Source organism: Pseudomonas sp. 43NM1, from assembly GCF_002836905.1.
In the GTDB taxonomy this organism is placed as follows: domain Bacteria; phylum Pseudomonadota; class Gammaproteobacteria; order Pseudomonadales; family Pseudomonadaceae; genus Aquipseudomonas; species Aquipseudomonas prosekii.
Window position 1 is genome coordinate 1 of the sequence record NZ_MKGS01000018.1, and the last position, 16,278, is coordinate 16,278.

Here is a 16,278-nt window from a genome sequence, read left to right on the forward strand (position 1 = left end):
CGGCGTGCTCAGTGGCTTGTACCTGTTCTGGCTCGGATTGCGCGCGATCCGCACTCAACGCGCCAGCGCTGACCAGCCGCAGGGCGCGGCGCGGCAGCCGTTCTGGCACGGCATTCTGTTCGGCCTGACCAACCCGAAAGCCTACCCGGTGGCTGTCGCGACGTTCACCGCGCTGTTGTCGAGCCGCGCCGAATTGCTCGAATGGTCGATGCTGCCATGGTTGATCTTCCTCAGCTTCATCGGCGGTTTGCTGGCCTACGCGATCCTGATTGGCATCGTCGGCGCGCGGCGGGTGCGCTCGATGTATCAACGCCATGAATTGCTGATCACACGCCTGTGCGGCGTGATGTTCATCGGCTTCGCCGTCAACGCCCTCGCGCATGCATTGCCCGGTTTGGTGACCAACAAGGCGTGAATAATCCACGGTTTGATCGCGCGATGTTCGTCACCGTTCGTCGCATCAAGCGGAGTTTTTTCTAAACCTTTGCCCGGTTTGGAATTCTCATCCTATGCGGGCTTTTGCTCGCCGCGATCAACACCAAGAGGAAGAGAATCATGCCTAACTCAAGAAACTCGAACTCGGGAAACTTTGCCAACGATCGAACCAAGGCGTCTGAAGCCGGTCGCAAAGGTGGGAAAACTACCACCACGACTGTCGACAAAGACCCTGCCAAACCCGATATGGGACGCAAAGGTGGCCAGAAATCCAAGTAGTGGATGACGGTAGTTTTGATTGAGAGGCGGGAGCGTAAGCTCCCGTTTGAATTTTTTCAGAAGGAGGGCGCGACCATGAGCCGGATGGCCACCCGTTTACGCAATGCCAGTTTTGCCATGTTACTGGGCCTGTGTGCCAGCAGTGCGTTTGCCCAGTCGCCAGCCGACTTCATCAACGATGCATCCGCCAAAGGCATGGCCGACATCGAAGCCAGCCGCCTGGCGCACCAGAAAACCGAATCCAAAGAGGTCAAGGATTACACGATCGTTGTGATCAACGACCGCACCACGGCCAACCAGCATCTGGCGAAAATCGCCAAGAAGCTCGACCTGCCCGTCGCCCCGCGCGAGGAAGTGGTCGACAAAGCCAAGGAGCTGATGCCGGAAGTCAAAGACGGCACGACCTTCGATCAGGCCTACGTCGCCAGCCAGGTGGAAACCACTCAGGAAGCCATCTCGCAGATCGAGCAGGAAGCGCAAAACACCGACGTTCCTGAGATCAAGGCGTTTGCCGAGGAAACCCTGCCGAAACTGCAAAATCATCTGCACATGGCCAAATCACTGCAGGCCAGCCGCTGATTTTTTTCGGCAAGACTCGGCGATAGACGCTAGGCGCTGCGGGTGACCGAAGTCACCCGCGAAGCCTGGTCAGCATTGATCAAATCGTGATTTTGGCTGATCGCCACTTGGCGGAACATCCATGGCGATGGTTTCGCTTTCGCCGATCTTGCGATATTGCTTCCTCAGCGCTTCCAACTGCTTCAAGTCCAGCGCCTCGAGCCCGAGCATCGCGTTCTGCGCATTCTTCGTTACACGCAGCAGCTCATCGATCTTCAAATGCAAAATATCGGTATCACGGTTCTGCGTGTTCTGAATCAGGAACACCATCAGAAACGTGACAGAGCGAGTTTCTGCGAGATCTTTGCGAATTTCATTGCCGTGTTCCTTATAGGGATGCGCCTTAGATTGGGACAGTGGCGGCGGCTCGAAAATTCTGTTTATTGCCTGCAAGGCGGTATGGTAGCGAACCGGTCGCCGGGCTCAGCCTGGGACGACTTTTCGACAGGAGAACGCAATGAGTTGGTCCGCCAAACAGTACGTCGCTTTTGAAGATGAACGCACCCGCCCGGCCCGCGATCTTCTCGCGGCGATCCCGGCCGTGGAGGCGCGTTCGGTGATTGATATCGGCTGCGGTCCCGGCAATTCCACGGAATTGTTGGTTGAGCGTTTCGCCGATGCCACGGTGCGTGGCGTGGACAGTTCCAGCGACATGATCGACGCCGCTCGCAAGCGCTTGCCATCGTTGCAATTCGACACGGTGGATATCGGCACCTGGAGCGAGCGCGGCCCGTTTGATGTGATTTTCGCCAACGCGGTGTTGCAGTGGTTGCCTGATCACGCGGCGTTGTTGCCTTCGCTGGTTGGCAAACTGAGCGAGGGCGGAAGCCTGGCGATTCAGATGCCCGACACCCTCGAGCAACCCTCCCATCGTTTAATGCGCGAAGTCGCGACCAGCGGACCGTGGGCCAGCAAGTTGGCGGACGCCGCCGGGCAGCGGACGGAAATTGCCAGCTCCAGCGACTATTACTCGATGCTGCGACCGCACTGCGCGCGCGTCGATGTGTGGCGCACGACTTATCATCATCCGTTGGCGGACGGGGCGTCGGGCGTGGTGGAGTGGTTCAAGGGCAGTGGCTTGCGGCCGTTTCTCGAGCCGCTGGATGCGGGCGAGCGAGCGGAATATTTGCAGCGTTATCTGGCGGCAATCGAACAGGCTTATCCGGCGTTGGAGGATGGTTCTGTGCTGCTGCCGTTTCCACGGTTGTTCATCGTCGCGACCCGTTAACAGACAATCGAGTTATCAGATCGAACTGCGCAAACTGTAGGAGTGAGCCTGCTCGCGAGAGCGGGTGTCAGCCAACATCTTATTGACTGACATGACGCCATCGCGAGCAGGCTCACTCCTACAGGGATTTTGGTGATTTTAATCGGCCGTCGATTTCAGCGCTCGACGGCCACCAACATCATCATCGGCCGTTCAAGCTCTTCTGCCAGCGCCGGTTGTGCCGCCACTTGCGCATCGCTCGGCCCCCATTCATTGACATGCCGGATCGTGAACCCCGCTGCGATCAACGTGTTCAGCAACGTTCCGACCGTGCGGTGCTGCTTGATCACACCTTCCGCCAGCCAGTTCGTCACGCGCTCACCTTCGAGCTGATAACTGTCCAGCGGCCAGCGCTTGCGACCTTCGCTATCAATCAACCAACCCGGATTGCGCGGCGCCATGAAAATCGGATGTTCGATGGAAAATACAAACCGTGAGCCCGGTTTCAGCGCCGCATAAACCTTAGCGAAAAGTCCCGCAAGATCCTTGATGTAATGCAGCGCCAGCGAACTGTAGGCCAAATCAAAACTACCCTCGGCCAAATCGAGATGCTCAAGATCGGCGCGGGCGTATTGAATGTTGGCGGCGGACGTTGTGTTGCGCGCCTGCTCCAGCATCTTCTCCGACACATCGAGACCGAGCACGCTGTGCGCACCGTGCTCACTGGCCCAACGACTGAACCAGCCATAACCGCAGCCAAGATCGACAACTTTCAGACCTTGCATCGGCGGCAACAAGGATTGCAGCGCCGGCCATTCCGGCGCTGCATCCAAACCACCCAGCGAACGGCCCATCTGGCTGTAACCCTGGAAAAACTCCGGATCGTCGTAAATGTTTTGCGTCATGTTTGCGTTGCTCTGTTGAGTTCGTCACGGGCCGCACCGAGTGTGCGGCCGATTGGTTTCCCTCGAAGAGTGATGGCGCGTATTCGTCGATGGCCGCGCAGGAGGAGGGTGGTTGCAGATGGTCCGCATGCTAATGCGGCGGGCGCGAAGTGCAAACAAGAGGTGCGTTATAGAAATGTAAGCAGCGTTTCGGAGGCGGTCGTTGATGCCTCAAAAATCCTCTGAATCTGACGCTAAACCTGTGGCGAGCGAGCTTGCTCGCGTTGGGCTGCGCAGCGGCCCCAAAAAACGGATCGCTGCGCAATTCAGCGCGAGCAAGCTTCCTTCACTTTGGCAAGATATGTGAACTTTAGTGAGACGCGAATTTCCATTGCTTGAGAGTGAAGCCGCCTAGCTTTCAGCCCGATAAACGGCTCTCGCAACAGCAAGCCAGGAAGTTGAATGTGAAGACCTTGTCCCCCAAGACCTCCCTACGCCGCGCCGTTACAGGCCCGATGCTTTTTCTGTTTATTCTCGGCGACGTTCTCGGGGCAGGCGTTTATGCGCTTGCCGGGACAATTGCGGGGGAGGTAGGTGGCGCAATATGGGTGCCTCTGCTCATCGCTCTGTTTTTCGCGATGCTTACTGCCGGTTCTTATGCAGAGTTGGTGACAAAATATCCCCACGCGGGCGCCGCATCGGTTTTCGCAGAGAAGGCGTTCCGGTCTCCGCTCATTTCTTTTCTCGTTGGCTTTTGCATGCTATCCGCAGCTGTCACGAGCGCGGCGGGTTTATCGCTGGCGTTTGCGGGTGATTACCTGGCGGCGTTCATTCATGTGCCGCCTCACATTGCGGCGCTGCTGTTCCTTATCGTTATCGCGCTCCTGAATGCAAGGGGGATTAAAGAGTCATTGGGAGCCAACCTCGTGATGACAGTCATTGAGCTGTCAGGTCTTCTATTGGTCGTTGTTGCCGCTGTTTGGTATTTCAGTACAGGCGAAGCGGATTTGGGTCGCAGCCTGGAATTCAAGCCGGGGATCAGCCCGATGTTAGCGGTTTTGGGTGCCGCGTTGATCGCGTTCTATTCCTTCGTAGGATTCGAAACATCCGCCAATCTCGCGGAAGAAATTCGAGACGTTCGTAATGTTTACCCGCGCGCATTATTTGCCGCATTGCTAACCGCCGGAGTCGTCTACATGGCCGTCGGCGTCGCGGCATCTTCCGTACTGCCCATGGAAAAACTTGTGGCGACCTCGGCTCCCCTTCTTGAAGTGGTTCGGGCGTCAGGTTTAAACATTCCGCCTCGCGTCTTCGCCTTCATTGCACTGATCGCGGTAGCCAACGGCGCGCTGTTAACCATGATAATGGCGAGTCGCCTTACTTATGGCATGGCCTGTCTAGGGCTTTTGCCGAACGCCTTGAGCAAGGTGCTGCCTCAGCGACGCACCCCCTGGGTCGCGGTCATCGCCACTACCCTTGTAGCAATCGCACTCACGTTGACGGGAACGCTAGCTACATTGGCCGAAACCGTCGTCCTGCTCCTGCTGTTCGTGTTTCTCAGCACTAATCTATCTGTGTTAATCCTGCGTCGTGACGAGGTGGCGGAAAATCACTTTCGGGTGCCTACGTGGGTTCCGGTACTTGCTATCGTCTCTTGCCTGGTACTACTCAGTCAGCAAAGTCTGGAAACATGGATGCGGGGAGGGGTCTTGATCCTGATAGGCATGCTGCTTTTTGTCTGTTCAAGAGTGGCAATGCCGGCGCCAGTGGAGCCTAGCTAGTCTTGTAAGCGCTTTCCCTCTCTATCGCAGCGTGAAACTTGTCGAAGTTATACGAGTGCCGGTTGGGCGCAGTTGTATCGGGTGCGTCCAATGCCTCGGATCGTCGATTCCAAGGACACTGGAACACCACCCGATCAATCGTCTGGCATGGCTGCATACCTGAACGTCGCCTCGAGTGGGTGAGCACACCTACTCAATCCGCGTGCTACAGATTGCTCACGGACGGGAAGCAACCTCGTCCAGGTGCCGCAGCAGTGCCAGTGGATCCTCGTAGACGCGGAGTGCACCAGCACGTTCAAGCTCTCCTGTGTCGTAACCACCAGAAAGCAGCCCTATACCGGTGGCCTTACAGCGGCGTGCGGCTAGCATGTCCCAGATGGCGTCGCCGATCACCAGGCAATCTTCGATGGGTACATTGAGTTTGCTTGCAGCGGCGAGGAAAAGGTCTGGATCGGGCTTGCCATACTTGACGTCATCACGGGTGATGAGATTGATCTTCGAGATATCCAAGCCCAATGCCTTCAGATTTATTGCTGCAGTATCCATCCCACCGCTGGTCGCAATACACCACTTGAGCTGCTCGCGGTTCAAGGTATCGAGAAGCTCGACAGCGCCAGGGAGAGCGGTTATCTGGCCCTGCAGATCCTTGTAGGCTTTATCATGTTTATCGCTGAGCCTTTTGGCCTGGTCGGGTGTGATTTCCAGGCCGGTCTCACGGGCTAACGTCTTGAGCATCAGCCCGCCGCTCATACCGATCTTTCTGTGAATTCGCCACATGGCCAATGGAATGTCTTCGGAATCCAATGCTGTCTTCCACGCAAAGACATTCTGGTAAACGCTATCAGTCAACGTGCCATCCAGATCGAATATGAATGAGGTTTGCTGGCGCATGCGTTGCACCTCCATTAGGCAAAGTTCAAGTAATAGATGTCGCATATTCGAAATATTGGTCGCATCGAATATCAAGCGGTACTAGCTTTAATCTTTAAGTCTTTCCAAGTCGGCTGGGCCGGGTTCCACACGTGATTCGTCGCTGAGGATTTGATCTTCCCTAACGACTCGTTCGTCATCTGTTAAACCTGTTTCTGACACGTCTGGGACGAGAGCAGAATCCTCCAGTGCTTTACTTTTTTTTGATGAAACGGAGCTTTTTTCAGTCATGAGATTTCTCCTCGCCTCTCAAAATTCAAAGTGCTCAATTTTTCGAAAGCATATGGTCTGAGTCGTTCCGTCTTTCGCGAATCATCGAAGCGGAGAACCAGCCAAGCAGGGATGCCACCGCCGTCTGCTTCCGCTTTCTCGTTGAGGGTTTTTCAGCGCGAACAGATGTTGGTTGGGGAATACTGGCTCACCAGTGGGGTCAAGCTCATCGTAATAAAACTGCTGTCCTTCCAGCCAACCTATGGCCGTCATCAATTCGGGGCCAAGGTAATATTTCCCGTCGAGGAAGAAGCCTGGGAAATGTCGCCAATCTGTGTAGCCTTGCTTGAGAGTTGCGAGGCCCAAGCTATGAAGATTTTGGAAAATCTCGTCACGGCGCTGAGACGCCTCATGCACCGCATGACTCTCGGTAGGCTGCGGTAAAAATGCGCACTCAAGGCGGGGGGCGTATGAATTGCTCAAATCCCTTTAGCACCGAGCTTATGAATACCTTCATCTTTGCTACCTCGAAGTGCTGGCGCCTGTCTATCTGACTGATGCCGAGTGGGATTATTTCCAGCAACCATCACCTACAGCGTTGAGTGCTCAGCGCCGTTGACCAGATATCATGATCGCACCGCGAGCAGCGTGCTTGTTGCCCTGCCTGAATAGATTGTGCAAAGCCACAACTCACGCAGCAATAAAGTCCCGTGGCGGGCACTTTTATGAACTCCGCACGATGCTCTAAAGGTAGGACTGACATACCAGGTCGAACGTCTTCTGGATCGTAAAAATAAAGACTGATGTCGCCATCTGTTTCCATAAGCGCCAATCTGACTTGGCCCAAGTGCTCAACGCCCCGTTGTCGAAGCTCCATCAATATTTCACTTGATGAAATATTCAGCTTCTCCAAAGATTTAGGTTCATACAAGCCGTTGCGTATGACGGTTACAGGAAGACCATCTATCCATGCTTCAAATTTCTTGCTTTTTGTCATGATCAAAACGGTCATGCGATAGAGCAGCAACAGTGTGAGGAAAACGACTGCGACAGGCAGCAGTGGTACGTCATGGTAGAAAGACACGTCTCCGGCAGCGGAGCCCAACGTCAAAATCACGACCAACTCGAAAAGTGAGAGCTGTCTTATCCCGCGTCGGCCACTTGATTTTAAAAATAAGAAAACGGCAAGAAAGGCAAAAGTTGCCCGAAACCCTACCTCTAGCAAAAATGATATTGGAAACTCATCTATCAACATCCGTTGAATATCAAAGGGAGACATCATCACCTCTTTTTGTTGTTTTTCAGACAATCATTGAATTGTGCGCGTGCTGCCCGTCTTTGTCGTTACATCCTGTGACTAGCTCCACAGCGGCGATGAGCACAGGCTAGTCGTGGAATGTAAAGCTTTAATAGACGAACCTTAGCTTCGATTCACCAAAGAATGGTGAGCCAGTTTGCCTAATCCGTTACTCACTGGAAGGCTTACTCGCGCAGGCGCGGAATCAGCATCTGTTGATGCTTCTCGCTTCGCTGACGCGGATTTTATAATCCCGTAAGGTGGGTAAGGGTCCGACCTGCGGGCAGTTGCATTACTCCTTGCATAGCTTTATCACCTCTTGAAGGGATTACTGTTCAGTTGCGCGAGAGCAACTTGATGGCTGCCGCGCCATAAACTACCGCGAGCGCTCCCTCTATCTGCGCAAGCGGGTTCTGCGTGACCGAAGTTTTGCCAGTATCGAGCCTGTGGTCGACCTGTATAACGCGATCAGCATTGAGTACGCGATACCGGTAGGTGGCGAGAACGCGGCAGCGTACGTCGGCTCCCCTCGCCTTGTAGTCGCCGACGGTACCGAAGTGTTTGACACTACAAAGGGTGGCGCGCCGGCCCTCGAGTCTCCTGAGCCTGGCGAGGTCGTCTGGCGGGATGATGAAGGGGGCACTCTTCTCTACGGATTCTTTTTTTTGCGCAAAAAAAAGCCCGCGATGGGGTGCGGGCCGGGAATCACTAAAGGAGCTGACACAACCGTACACCTGCAAATGTGAAATTATCGTGACGGGTGTAGCACGGTTGGATCGGTGGAAAAATCAAATAGCGTTGCTGGAATGGTCATCCGCAAGTGGCAAAGTCGGGTGGTAGTAGATCGAGTTGTTGAACTGGGGGGGGCTGAGAAGTACGGCATCTTTAAAGATCCGATCATTATCCCTCTGGCGGCAGAGAGATTCTGGTTCTATTACCTATCGCCGCTAGCGGACTTTGGGTTAGCCAAGTTTGACAAAGCGCAGAATCGATTACGCACCGGTCTTTTGGCTTGTGGTGACAACGGGGGAGGGGGAGGGGCGAACTGGTTTTGAGTTGCTTGGCGGTAGTAGCAATATTGGCTAGAAGGCCCGGAATTGCTGCGCCTGATTGGAGCGGGTAGAGGGAATCGAACCCTCAACTAAAGCTTGGGAAGCTTTCGTTTTGCCACTAAACTATACCCGCTTGGTCGAGCTCTTTACGCACTTGGGGCAAGGGCCGATTAAGAACCCTCGTTATCAGCTTGGGAAGCTGGAGTAACGCCATTATTTGACACCCGCTCAGAGCGGCTGACTTTGTACCAGATGTGCGCGCGGAAGTGAAATTTTTCTTTGTGCTTGATGACTTTAGCTCGGCTGACACACCGTGAAACCGAGTGACGGCCATTCGCGGGCAAGCCTTGCTCCTACGGGGTGGTGGTGACCCGGGGGGAGCGCAGAGCTTGCTCGCGATGACGCGGTTTCAGATTGCCAGCGCATGGTGCTCCTGAACAAATTGGTAGCGCGGTCGGCTGGCGGCTTGCGCCGGTTTCAGGAAGCCCAGCAAGGCGTTTTGGCTGTCTCGGCAGGCGGCTTTGTGTTCCATGTCGAGGAAGTGCCCGGTCGCTTGCAGGGTGCTGAACGTTGCGTGTTGCACGTGGTTGGCGAAGAGCCGGGCGCCGGCGGCGGCGGTGTATTCGTCCCATTCGCCGTTCATGAACAGCACCGGCACGTTGATTTTTTCCGCAGCCTTGAGGAAGCACTGGCGGTCGCTGTGCAGCAGGTCGCTGATGTGGAAGTGCATCTGCCCGTATTCGTGCGCGGCCAGGTTGCTCACATGGCGATAGTTGAAACGCTTGAACAGTGACGGCAGGTGTTTGCCGATGGTGCTGTTGACCAGGTTGCCGACGCGGTCGCCGTCGCGGCTGCCGAGGTAGTCGACACCGCGTTCCAAGTAGTCGCGCATCGGCTCGTTGATCTCCGGCGAGAACGAGCTGATCACCGCTTTTTCGATGCGTCGCGGCCGTTGGGCGAGGGCGACGAGGGTCGCGGCGCCGCCCCAGGAAAACGACAACACGTGCTCGGCGGCAAAGTGGTCGATCAGCTCCAGCAGAATCTGTCCTTCGACCTCTTTTGTCAGCAATTTCTCATGGCGGTTGTGGGCTTTGGACTTGCCCGCGTAGGGCTGGTCGTAGCAAACCACGTTGAACTGCGGGTGAAGGTTTTTCACGGTCTGAGCAAACGACGCAGTCGTGGCCATCGAGCCGTTGACCAGAATAATGGTCTTCTCTGCGGCGTCTGCGCGATAGAACTCCGTGTAAACCCGGTACTGCCCCTGAATATCCAGCACAGCGATTTCTGGCCTCATGTCGTAAGACTCCTGGCAAGCGGGTATGCGCGCAAATGAGATTGCACGAGCTTTGTGACAGGTAGGCATACGCCTCGAATTTGCAGGCCCATGTCGATCCGGTAAGGCAGGTCGACGGGTATTGTTATTGGCGGGCAGTCTGCCGGGGAACAGCGGAACCTGAGGGTTCTCTACCGGCAAAAAGTTTCTTAGAAGTATGTTGTGACTCGTCGGTCACATTTCGGCCGACGACCTGATTCAAGCAGGGGCGACGCGGTCACGCAAGTGGCATCGGTAAATTGTTCGACAACTTCTGCTGAGCGGTCGCCTGCTTAGATCAAATGGATCTCTTCGGTGCGCAGTGCGCGATACTCGCCCGGTTTTAGCGCGTTATCGAGCAGCAGCGGGCCCATGCTTTCGCGGTGCAGGCGCAGCACCTTGTTGTCGAAATGGCCGAACATGCGCTTCACCTGATGGTAACGACCCTCGACGATGCTCAACCGCGCCGACTTCGGTCCGAGCAGCACCAATTCGGCAGGTTGCGTGGTCAGGTCCTCGAACGCGAAGTACAGCCCTTGGTTGAAGGTGACTGCATACTCCGGGCCGATTTCCTGTTCGGTTTCCACGTAATAGACCTTCGGCAGTTTGGTCTGCGGCTGAGTCAGGCGCCGCGACCAACTGCCATCGTTGGTGATGATCATCAGGCCGGTGGTGTTGAAATCCAGGCGCCCGGCGATGTGCAGGTCGTCCTTGTGCGGTTCGTCGATCAGGTCGAGCACCGTTGGGTGTTGCGGATCGCGTGTGGCGCTGACGCAGCCGGGCGGTTTGTTGAGCATGAAGTAACGCGCCGGTTTGCCGATTTGCAGCACTTCGTCATCGACTTCGACGCGGCTGAATTCCAGCACGTCGGCGTGCGGGTCACTTACGACTTTTCCGTCAACGCGCACGCGTTTTTCCACCAGCAACAGACGAACCTGCTGACGGTTGAAGCGCGGCAAGTTGCTGAGGAAACGGTCTACACGCATCGGTTAAAAATCGGACAGAAAAGGGGCGCGCATCTTACGTGATCGGCCGGGCGGCTGCTTGCAGCTGCGCCTCGACTTGCGCGCAACGCGGGCACAGACAGGAAATATCGCGCAGCTGCGCCGGCAACGCTTCGAGGACCGCCGGATCAATGCTTACGCCGTAACACCAGCAGGCGCGATCGGCGGTTCTTGGGTCGGCCAGGCTGCAGTCGTTGGGCGCGCCGCAGGCCGGGCAGTGATCAGGTTTGTTCATTGAGTCATTGTTCAAAAGTCATTTATAAACCGAGTGGGGCATTTCCACGCAGGTGCGGTTACGCCCGGCCTGTTTGGCGCGGTACATCGCATGATCGGCCCGGGACAGCAGCGTGTGCAAGGTTTCATCCGGCTGCAACGTCGTCAAACCGATGCTGACCGTCAGACGCAGGTCGTCACCGTTGTAGGCATAACGCTGATCCTGCACATGTTGACGAATTTTCTCGGCGATTTTCTGACCGGTCTCACCGTCGGTATCCTTCAACAGCACGATGAATTCCTCGCCGCCCCAGCGACAGACGATGTCGGACTGGCGCAGGCAACTCTGCAAGTCGCGGGCGAAGCCGATCAACACCTGATCGCCGGCGAGGTGACCATAGGTGTCGTTCAATGCCTTGAAGTGGTCGAGGTCGAGCAACATCGCGGTCAGCGGTTTCGGCTCGCGCTCGGCTTCGTGCATGGCTTGCGCAGCCAACAGGTCGAAGCCACGGCGGTTGGGCAATTCGGTCAGGCTGTCGAGGGTTGCCTGAGCCTGGATCTTGCCTTGATAGCGGCTGACCACGCGGTTGAGCAGGACCAGCACCACCAGCGTCACGAGCAGGCAGATCAGCAGGTTGAGGTACAGCGACTGGCGGATTTCACTCAGCGCGCCGTCCTCGCGTTTATCGACGAACAGGTACCAGTTCAGCTCGGGAATAAACCGCACGTTGAGGAAATGGCCCTGGCCGTGCACGGAATATTCGTAGCTGCCGCTGTGCGGTTTCGGCAATTGGCTGACCAAGCCCTTCATACTTTCGAGTTCGCCCAGGCTCTGCCCGGCGCGCGCACCTTGCGGGCCTCCCTCGGCGCCGGTCAGCACCAGTCGGCCGAAGGTGTCGACGAAGTAAACGCTGCGTTGATAACGCTGCTGATACTTGTCGATCAACTTGATCACCGCATCCACCGTCAGCCCGACGCCCGCCGCGCCGATGAAGCGGTTGTTGTAGTCATAGACTTTGTAATTGATGAAAAACGTCAGGTTGTCCTTGTTCGCCAAGTCCGGGTCGACGTTGATTTCGTAGGGCTCGGCCATGTCGCGCACGCGGAAATACCAGGCGTCGCGCGGTTCATCGGCGCGGATCTGCTTGAGCACGCCTTTGGCGTGGTAATAGGTCAGGCTGCTATTGGAGACGAAAAACGCCGTGTAGGCGCCGTAATGGGTCATGACCTCGTTGAGGTAGCGGGTCATTTGCTCGGGATTGTGCTCGCCGTTGACCACCCAATCGCGCATGAACGTGTCGCGCGACATCATCGAAGAAATAAGGATCGGTCTGACAAGGTCTTTCTGGATTTCCGAATAAACGGTGTCGGACGTCAGAGGCAATTCGGTGTTGACGATGTTGTCGCGGATCGACGCTCGCGAGGCGTAATAACTCAGAAACGAGGTGGCGAGGAACCCGGCCCCGAGCAACGCAATCAGCGTCAGGACCAACGAACGTTGGGAATACAGCGGCGAGCGAAGCGGCATGGGCGGTTCCGTTGGCAATGACCCGATGGCAAGCATTCTAGTGGCATGGCGCGCAAATAACTGCGCAATAACGCGTGGCTATTTGCCCCTCCAACACGCTGTATTCATGCCGAGAATGAAAAACCTTTCATCGGCGACATGTTTCAACGTGTTTCAACAGCGCACCAGATTCTGAAATCGATGTCTGATCTTTCGACAGTCGCCAACAATTGACTGTTGCCTGCCAGCGTCGCTGGTTTGGTCACTCGCGGTCCAGGAGGCCGCCATGTATCGCCGAATTTTTCTGCTGGTCGTGTTGAGTTTTTCCCTTGGCGCATGTGTTCCCTATTCCTACGGAGAAGGAGGCAGCTACTACAGTTCTCAGGTCTACTCATCCCCCGCACCGGCTTATTACTCGGGCGGTGGCAGCTATTACGCGGCTCCACGCTATTACCAACCAGCACCGCGTTACTATCAGCCGGCTCCGCGTTACTACTCGGCGCCGCGTTATTACCAGGCGCAACCGCGCCATTACCAAGCGCCACCGCGCTATTACCAGTCGCAGAACCGTGGCTGGCAAGGACATGATCGAGGTGGCTGGGATGGCCGCCACCGGGGCAACTGGGACAACGACCGGCGCGGCGGCGGCAGAGATCATCGCGGCGGACGCGGTGACCACGACGGCCGGGACGGTCGCGGTGGCCGAGGCAATCACCGTTAATCGACGGATACAAAAAAGCGGCGCATCAAGCGCCGCTTTTTTTTGCGTGGATTTTCAGTAATCAGTCAAATCCGCCAGCGGATGCCGCCCCTCCCACACCTTGTGAAAGTGCGCCTCTACCACCGCATCCGGCACGTTGTTGATGTCCGGCCAATGCCAATGCGGCTTTTGATCCTTGTCGATCAACCGCGCGCGCACGCCTTCGCTGAATTCCGGGTGACGGCAGCAATTGAGGCTCAGCGTGTATTCCATCTGAAAAACCTCGGCCAGCGACAAGTGCCGCGCGCGGACGATTTGTTCCCAGACCAGATGAGCGGTCACCGGCGAGCCCTCGCTCATGGTTTTCGCGGCGCGGCTGAGCAGTGGATCACTGGTATCGCGCAACGCAGCGATGGCTTTCCAGGCACAGCGCACATCGCTGACATCCAGCAATTCGTCGATCTGCGCGCGGCGCGGCAACCATTGCGCTTCAGGCATCTGCGCCGTGGCTTCCTGCTGCAAGGCTTTGAACAGACTGTTGAGTTGCATCGCGGTCTGTTCCTGCCAATTTAACTGCAGCAAACCTTCGATCAGCTCTTCTTGCTGCTCGTCGAGCAGGAAGCGGTCGGCGAGGTCGAGATCGATGGCGTCCCGCGCATTCATGTGCGCGCCGGTCAAACCGAGGAACAACCCGAGCTTGCCCGGCAGCCGCGACAGGAACCAACTGGCGCCGACGTCCGGGTACAAACCGATGCTGATTTCCGGCATCGCCAAACGGCTGCTCGGCGTGACAATCCGCGTGCTCGCGCCTTGCAAAAGGCCCATGCCGCCGCCAAGCACGTAACCGTGGCCCCAGCAGATCAGTGGTTTTGGGTAAGTGTGCAGTTTGAAGTCGAGGCGGTATTCCGCGGCAAAAAATTGCGCGGCCAGTGGCGGCACTTCGCCGGGATGGTTGCGGCAGGCTTCGACCAGGCTGCGCACTTCGCCGCCGGCGCAGAAGGCTTTGGCGCCGTTGCCGCGCAGCAGGACGCAGACGATTTGCGGTTCTTTGGCCCACGCGTCGAGTTGATCGCGCAGGGCGTTGATCATCGGCAGGGACAGGGCGTTCAGTGACTTTTCGGCATCCAGGCTGGCGATGCCGATGCGCGCGCCGTCGGTGCCGGTGAGTTCTTCGAAGTGCAGATTCATCGTGACCTCGATCGGGAATTTGAGCGTTCAGTATGATCGCTGCTCAGGAAAGTGCCGGATGTGCGTCAGATCAATTGACAAGCCTGCCCAGCTTTCCTAGGGTTCGCCCCATTGATTTTGCCGGGTATGACCATGACTGCTGACGACCGTATCAAACTCGAACCGAGCTGGAAGGAGGCACTGCGTGCTGAGTTCGACCAGCCTTACATGGCAGAGTTGCGCGCTTTCCTGCAACAGGAACGCGCGGCGGGCAAGGAGATCTACCCGCCGGGGCCGATGATTTTCAACGCGCTCAACTCGACGCCGCTGGACAAGGTCAAAGTCGTGATCCTCGGCCAGGACCCTTACCACGGCCCGGGTCAGGCGCATGGTTTGTGTTTTTCGGTGCAACCGGGCGTGCCGGCGCCGCCGTCGCTGGTGAACATCTATAAAGAGTTGAAACGCGACCTCAACATCGACATCCCGAACCACGGTTATTTGCAGAGCTGGGCCGATCAGGGCGTGTTGATGCTCAACACCACCATGACCGTCGAACGCGCCAACGCAAACGCGCACAAGGATAAAGGCTGGCAGTTTTTCACTGATCGGATCATTGAAGTGGTCAGCGCACATCAACCGCATCTGGTGTTCATGCTGTGGGGCGCGCATGCCCAGAGCAAACAGAAGCTGATCGATGCGACCAAGCACTTGGTGCTGACCTCGGTGCATCCGTCGCCGCTGTCGGCGTACCGCGGGTTTCTGGGATGTGGGCATTTCAGTCGAACCAACAAGTTTCTCGAACAGAATGGCGAAACGCCGATCGAGTGGCGCTTGCCGCCGGTTTGATTGGCTTGCTGCCGCCGGTTTGATTGGCTTGCCGGTCCCTTGTGGCGAGGGGGCTTGCCCCCGTTGGGACGCGCAGCGGCCCCTCTTTCAGGTTTGTAAAAGTCATCGCCTGAAAAAGGTTCACGACTGCTGCGCAGCCGAACGGGGGCAAGCCCCCTCGCCACAAGGTTCGATCAGGGCTGGGGCTGCTCCGGCAACCGATTCCAATACCTGAACAACGGCTCCGCCAGAAACAGTACAAACAGCAATCGCATCACCTGCATCGCCGTCACCAGCGGTACCGAGAGTTGCAGGGTTTCTGCGGTCAGGCTCATCTCGGCAATCCCGCCGGGCATCATGCCCAGCGTCAGCGAACGCAAATCCAGGTGCGTCAACGCGCTCAATCCCAATGCCGCCGCTGTGGCGATCAACATGGTCAACACCGTGCCGATCAACGTGCGGCCCATAAACGACGGCGCGCGCCGGAAAAACTGTCGATTGAAGTGACAACCCAGGCCGCTGCCGATCAGCCATTGGCCGATCTGGCTGCCGCCGTCCGGCAAACTGATGTGCAAATCCCAACCGATGCTCACCGCCGCACTCACCAGCAACGGCCCGAACAGCCACGGATTGGGTTGCCGTAAACGCTGCCAGGCCCAGGCGAGCAGGGCGCCCGCCGGGAATAGAATCGCCAGCCATTGCCAATCGACGGTGCCCGCGTGAGAGATCGGCGTGCCGTCGCCGAGCAAATATTTGAACGCTGCCGGCACACACAACACCACCACCAACACCCGCAAACTCTGCCCCGCCGCGACCCGGCTGAGCACCGCGCCGTTGCGCGCGCCGAGGTTGACCAT

General features: G+C 56.9%; 19 protein-coding genes, 1 tRNA gene and 1 pseudogene. 9 read left to right on the forward strand and 12 right to left on the reverse strand.

Translation table 11 applies throughout. The annotated features are described in order from the left end of the window. The 3 genes from BI292_RS03905 to BI292_RS03915 all read left to right on the forward strand — a co-directional run. The coding region (locus BI292_RS03905) for a LysE family translocator (RefSeq protein ID WP_101207057.1) at positions 1-415 on the forward strand (415 nt) is incomplete at its 5' end. Positions 416-555: 140 nt separating this feature from the next. After that, a complete protein-coding gene (locus tag BI292_RS03910) occupies positions 556-714 on the forward strand; it encodes a KGG domain-containing protein (RefSeq protein ID WP_010462447.1) in 159 nt (52 codons plus the stop codon). Positions 715-789: 75 nt separating this feature from the next. Continuing rightward, positions 790-1,293, forward strand: a complete 504-nt coding sequence (locus BI292_RS03915) for a DUF4142 domain-containing protein (protein WP_101207058.1) — start codon at positions 790-792, stop codon at positions 1,291-1,293. A 69-nt stretch (positions 1,294-1,362) separates the two neighbouring features. On the opposite strand, the gene BI292_RS03920 is transcribed toward BI292_RS03915, so the two are convergent. After that, positions 1,363-1,725, reverse strand: a complete 363-nt coding sequence (locus BI292_RS03920; RefSeq protein WP_256592612.1) for a low affinity iron permease family protein — start codon at positions 1,723-1,725, stop codon at positions 1,363-1,365. 64 nt (positions 1,726-1,789) lie between these two features. Between BI292_RS03920 and tam the strand changes: the two genes are divergently transcribed. Next, positions 1,790-2,560, forward strand: a complete 771-nt coding sequence (gene tam / locus BI292_RS03925; RefSeq protein ID WP_101207060.1) for a trans-aconitate 2-methyltransferase — start codon at positions 1,790-1,792, stop codon at positions 2,558-2,560. Between the two features lie 155 nt (positions 2,561-2,715). On the opposite strand, the gene BI292_RS03930 is transcribed toward tam, so the two are convergent. Beyond that, the gene (locus BI292_RS03930) at positions 2,716-3,444 is read right to left on the reverse strand and encodes a bifunctional 2-polyprenyl-6-hydroxyphenol methylase/3-demethylubiquinol 3-O-methyltransferase UbiG (RefSeq protein WP_101207061.1); all 729 of its coding nucleotides are present in this window, start codon (positions 3,442-3,444) and stop codon (positions 2,716-2,718) included. Positions 3,445-3,938: 494 nt separating this feature from the next. Here BI292_RS03930 and BI292_RS03935 point away from each other — a divergent pair, with 494 nt between their 5' ends. Then, positions 3,939-5,204, forward strand: a complete 1,266-nt coding sequence (locus tag BI292_RS03935; RefSeq protein WP_101207073.1) for an APC family permease — start codon at positions 3,939-3,941, stop codon at positions 5,202-5,204. A gap of 216 nt (positions 5,205-5,420) precedes the next feature. On the opposite strand, the gene BI292_RS03940 is transcribed toward BI292_RS03935, so the two are convergent. The 3 genes from BI292_RS03940 to BI292_RS03955 form a co-directional block, all read right to left on the reverse strand. Next, positions 5,421-6,095, reverse strand: coding sequence for an HAD family phosphatase (locus BI292_RS03940; RefSeq protein WP_101207062.1), 675 nt, complete (start codon positions 6,093-6,095; stop codon positions 5,421-5,423). 87 nt (positions 6,096-6,182) lie between these two features. After that, positions 6,183-6,365, reverse strand: a complete 183-nt coding sequence (locus tag BI292_RS03945; protein WP_101207063.1) for a hypothetical protein — start codon at positions 6,363-6,365, stop codon at positions 6,183-6,185. A 565-nt stretch (positions 6,366-6,930) separates the two neighbouring features. Next, positions 6,931-7,623: a DUF421 domain-containing protein gene (locus tag BI292_RS03955; protein WP_101207065.1), complete on the reverse strand. Its 693-nt coding sequence runs from the start codon at positions 7,621-7,623 to the stop codon at positions 6,931-6,933. A 389-nt stretch (positions 7,624-8,012) separates the two neighbouring features. On the opposite strand from BI292_RS03955, the pseudogene BI292_RS03960 reads away from it, so the two are divergent. Together BI292_RS03960 and BI292_RS03965 are read left to right on the forward strand one after the other, a co-directional pair. Further along, positions 8,013-8,285, forward strand: a pseudogene (locus BI292_RS03960) (phenylalanine--tRNA ligase beta subunit-related protein); the annotation flags it as partial. Between the two features lie 135 nt (positions 8,286-8,420). Continuing rightward, positions 8,421-8,696: a hypothetical protein gene (locus BI292_RS03965; RefSeq protein WP_157831207.1), complete on the forward strand. Its 276-nt coding sequence runs from the start codon at positions 8,421-8,423 to the stop codon at positions 8,694-8,696. A 56-nt stretch (positions 8,697-8,752) separates the two neighbouring features. On the opposite strand, the gene BI292_RS03970 is transcribed toward BI292_RS03965, so the two are convergent. From BI292_RS03970 to BI292_RS03990, 5 genes are all read right to left on the reverse strand, one after another. Continuing rightward, positions 8,753-8,826, reverse strand: a tRNA-Gly gene (locus BI292_RS03970). A 276-nt stretch (positions 8,827-9,102) separates the two neighbouring features. Then, positions 9,103-9,987 (reverse strand): alpha/beta fold hydrolase, encoded by an 885-nt coding sequence (locus BI292_RS03975; protein ID WP_101207067.1) that lies wholly within the window; start codon positions 9,985-9,987, stop codon positions 9,103-9,105. Between the two features lie 311 nt (positions 9,988-10,298). Further along, positions 10,299-10,991, reverse strand: a complete 693-nt coding sequence (locus tag BI292_RS03980) for a pseudouridine synthase (RefSeq protein ID WP_101207068.1) — start codon at positions 10,989-10,991, stop codon at positions 10,299-10,301. Positions 10,992-11,025: 34 nt separating this feature from the next. Beyond that, on the reverse strand, positions 11,026-11,244 hold the full coding sequence (locus BI292_RS03985; RefSeq protein WP_101207069.1) for a cysteine-rich CWC family protein: 219 nt from the start codon (positions 11,242-11,244) through the stop codon (positions 11,026-11,028). A gap of 18 nt (positions 11,245-11,262) precedes the next feature. Continuing rightward, positions 11,263-12,750 (reverse strand): sensor domain-containing diguanylate cyclase, encoded by a 1,488-nt coding sequence (locus BI292_RS03990; protein ID WP_101207070.1) that lies wholly within the window; start codon positions 12,748-12,750, stop codon positions 11,263-11,265. A gap of 265 nt (positions 12,751-13,015) precedes the next feature. Here BI292_RS03990 and BI292_RS03995 point away from each other — a divergent pair, with 265 nt between their 5' ends. After that, positions 13,016-13,450: a hypothetical protein gene (locus tag BI292_RS03995; RefSeq protein ID WP_101207071.1), complete on the forward strand. Its 435-nt coding sequence runs from the start codon at positions 13,016-13,018 to the stop codon at positions 13,448-13,450. A 54-nt stretch (positions 13,451-13,504) separates the two neighbouring features. Here the strand turns inward: BI292_RS03995 and BI292_RS04000 are convergent, their stop codons facing one another. Then, positions 13,505-14,617, reverse strand: coding sequence for an enoyl-CoA hydratase/isomerase family protein (locus BI292_RS04000; protein WP_101207072.1), 1,113 nt, complete (start codon positions 14,615-14,617; stop codon positions 13,505-13,507). 132 nt (positions 14,618-14,749) lie between these two features. Between BI292_RS04000 and ung the strand changes: the two genes are divergently transcribed. Further along, positions 14,750-15,442 (forward strand): uracil-DNA glycosylase, encoded by a 693-nt coding sequence (gene ung, locus BI292_RS04005; protein WP_092281477.1) that lies wholly within the window; start codon positions 14,750-14,752, stop codon positions 15,440-15,442. Between the two features lie 173 nt (positions 15,443-15,615). Here the strand turns inward: ung and BI292_RS04010 are convergent. Next, positions 15,616-16,278, reverse strand: a 663-nt coding sequence (locus BI292_RS04010; protein ID WP_178076527.1) for an AbrB family transcriptional regulator, incomplete at its 5' end; no start/stop codon positions are given.

Coding starts and splice junctions, on each gene's coding strand:
- BI292_RS03955 (WP_101207065.1), bottom strand. CDS start 7,623: ATGTCTCCCTTTGATATTCAACGGATGTTGATAGATGAGTTTCCAATA.
- BI292_RS03975 (WP_101207067.1), bottom strand. CDS start 9,987: ATGAGGCCAGAAATCGCTGTGCTGGATATTCAGGGGCAGTACCGGGTT.
- BI292_RS03915 (WP_101207058.1), top strand. CDS start 790: ATGAGCCGGATGGCCACCCGTTTACGCAATGCCAGTTTTGCCATGTTA.
- BI292_RS03945 (WP_101207063.1), bottom strand. CDS start 6,365: ATGACTGAAAAAAGCTCCGTTTCATCAAAAAAAAGTAAAGCACTGGAG.
- BI292_RS03935 (WP_101207073.1), top strand. CDS start 3,939: ATGCTTTTTCTGTTTATTCTCGGCGACGTTCTCGGGGCAGGCGTTTAT.
- BI292_RS04000 (WP_101207072.1), bottom strand. CDS start 14,617: ATGAATCTGCACTTCGAAGAACTCACCGGCACCGACGGCGCGCGCATC.
- ung (WP_092281477.1), top strand. CDS start 14,750: ATGACTGCTGACGACCGTATCAAACTCGAACCGAGCTGGAAGGAGGCA.
- BI292_RS03990 (WP_101207070.1), bottom strand. CDS start 12,750: ATGCCGCTTCGCTCGCCGCTGTATTCCCAACGTTCGTTGGTCCTGACG.
- BI292_RS03910 (WP_010462447.1), top strand. CDS start 556: ATGCCTAACTCAAGAAACTCGAACTCGGGAAACTTTGCCAACGATCGA.
- tam (WP_101207060.1), top strand. CDS start 1,790: ATGAGTTGGTCCGCCAAACAGTACGTCGCTTTTGAAGATGAACGCACC.
- BI292_RS03930 (WP_101207061.1), bottom strand. CDS start 3,444: ATGACGCAAAACATTTACGACGATCCGGAGTTTTTCCAGGGTTACAGC.
- BI292_RS03985 (WP_101207069.1), bottom strand. CDS start 11,244: ATGAACAAACCTGATCACTGCCCGGCCTGCGGCGCGCCCAACGACTGC.
- BI292_RS03995 (WP_101207071.1), top strand. CDS start 13,016: ATGTATCGCCGAATTTTTCTGCTGGTCGTGTTGAGTTTTTCCCTTGGC.
- BI292_RS03980 (WP_101207068.1), bottom strand. CDS start 10,991: ATGCGTGTAGACCGTTTCCTCAGCAACTTGCCGCGCTTCAACCGTCAG.
- BI292_RS03940 (WP_101207062.1), bottom strand. CDS start 6,095: ATGCGCCAGCAAACCTCATTCATATTCGATCTGGATGGCACGTTGACT.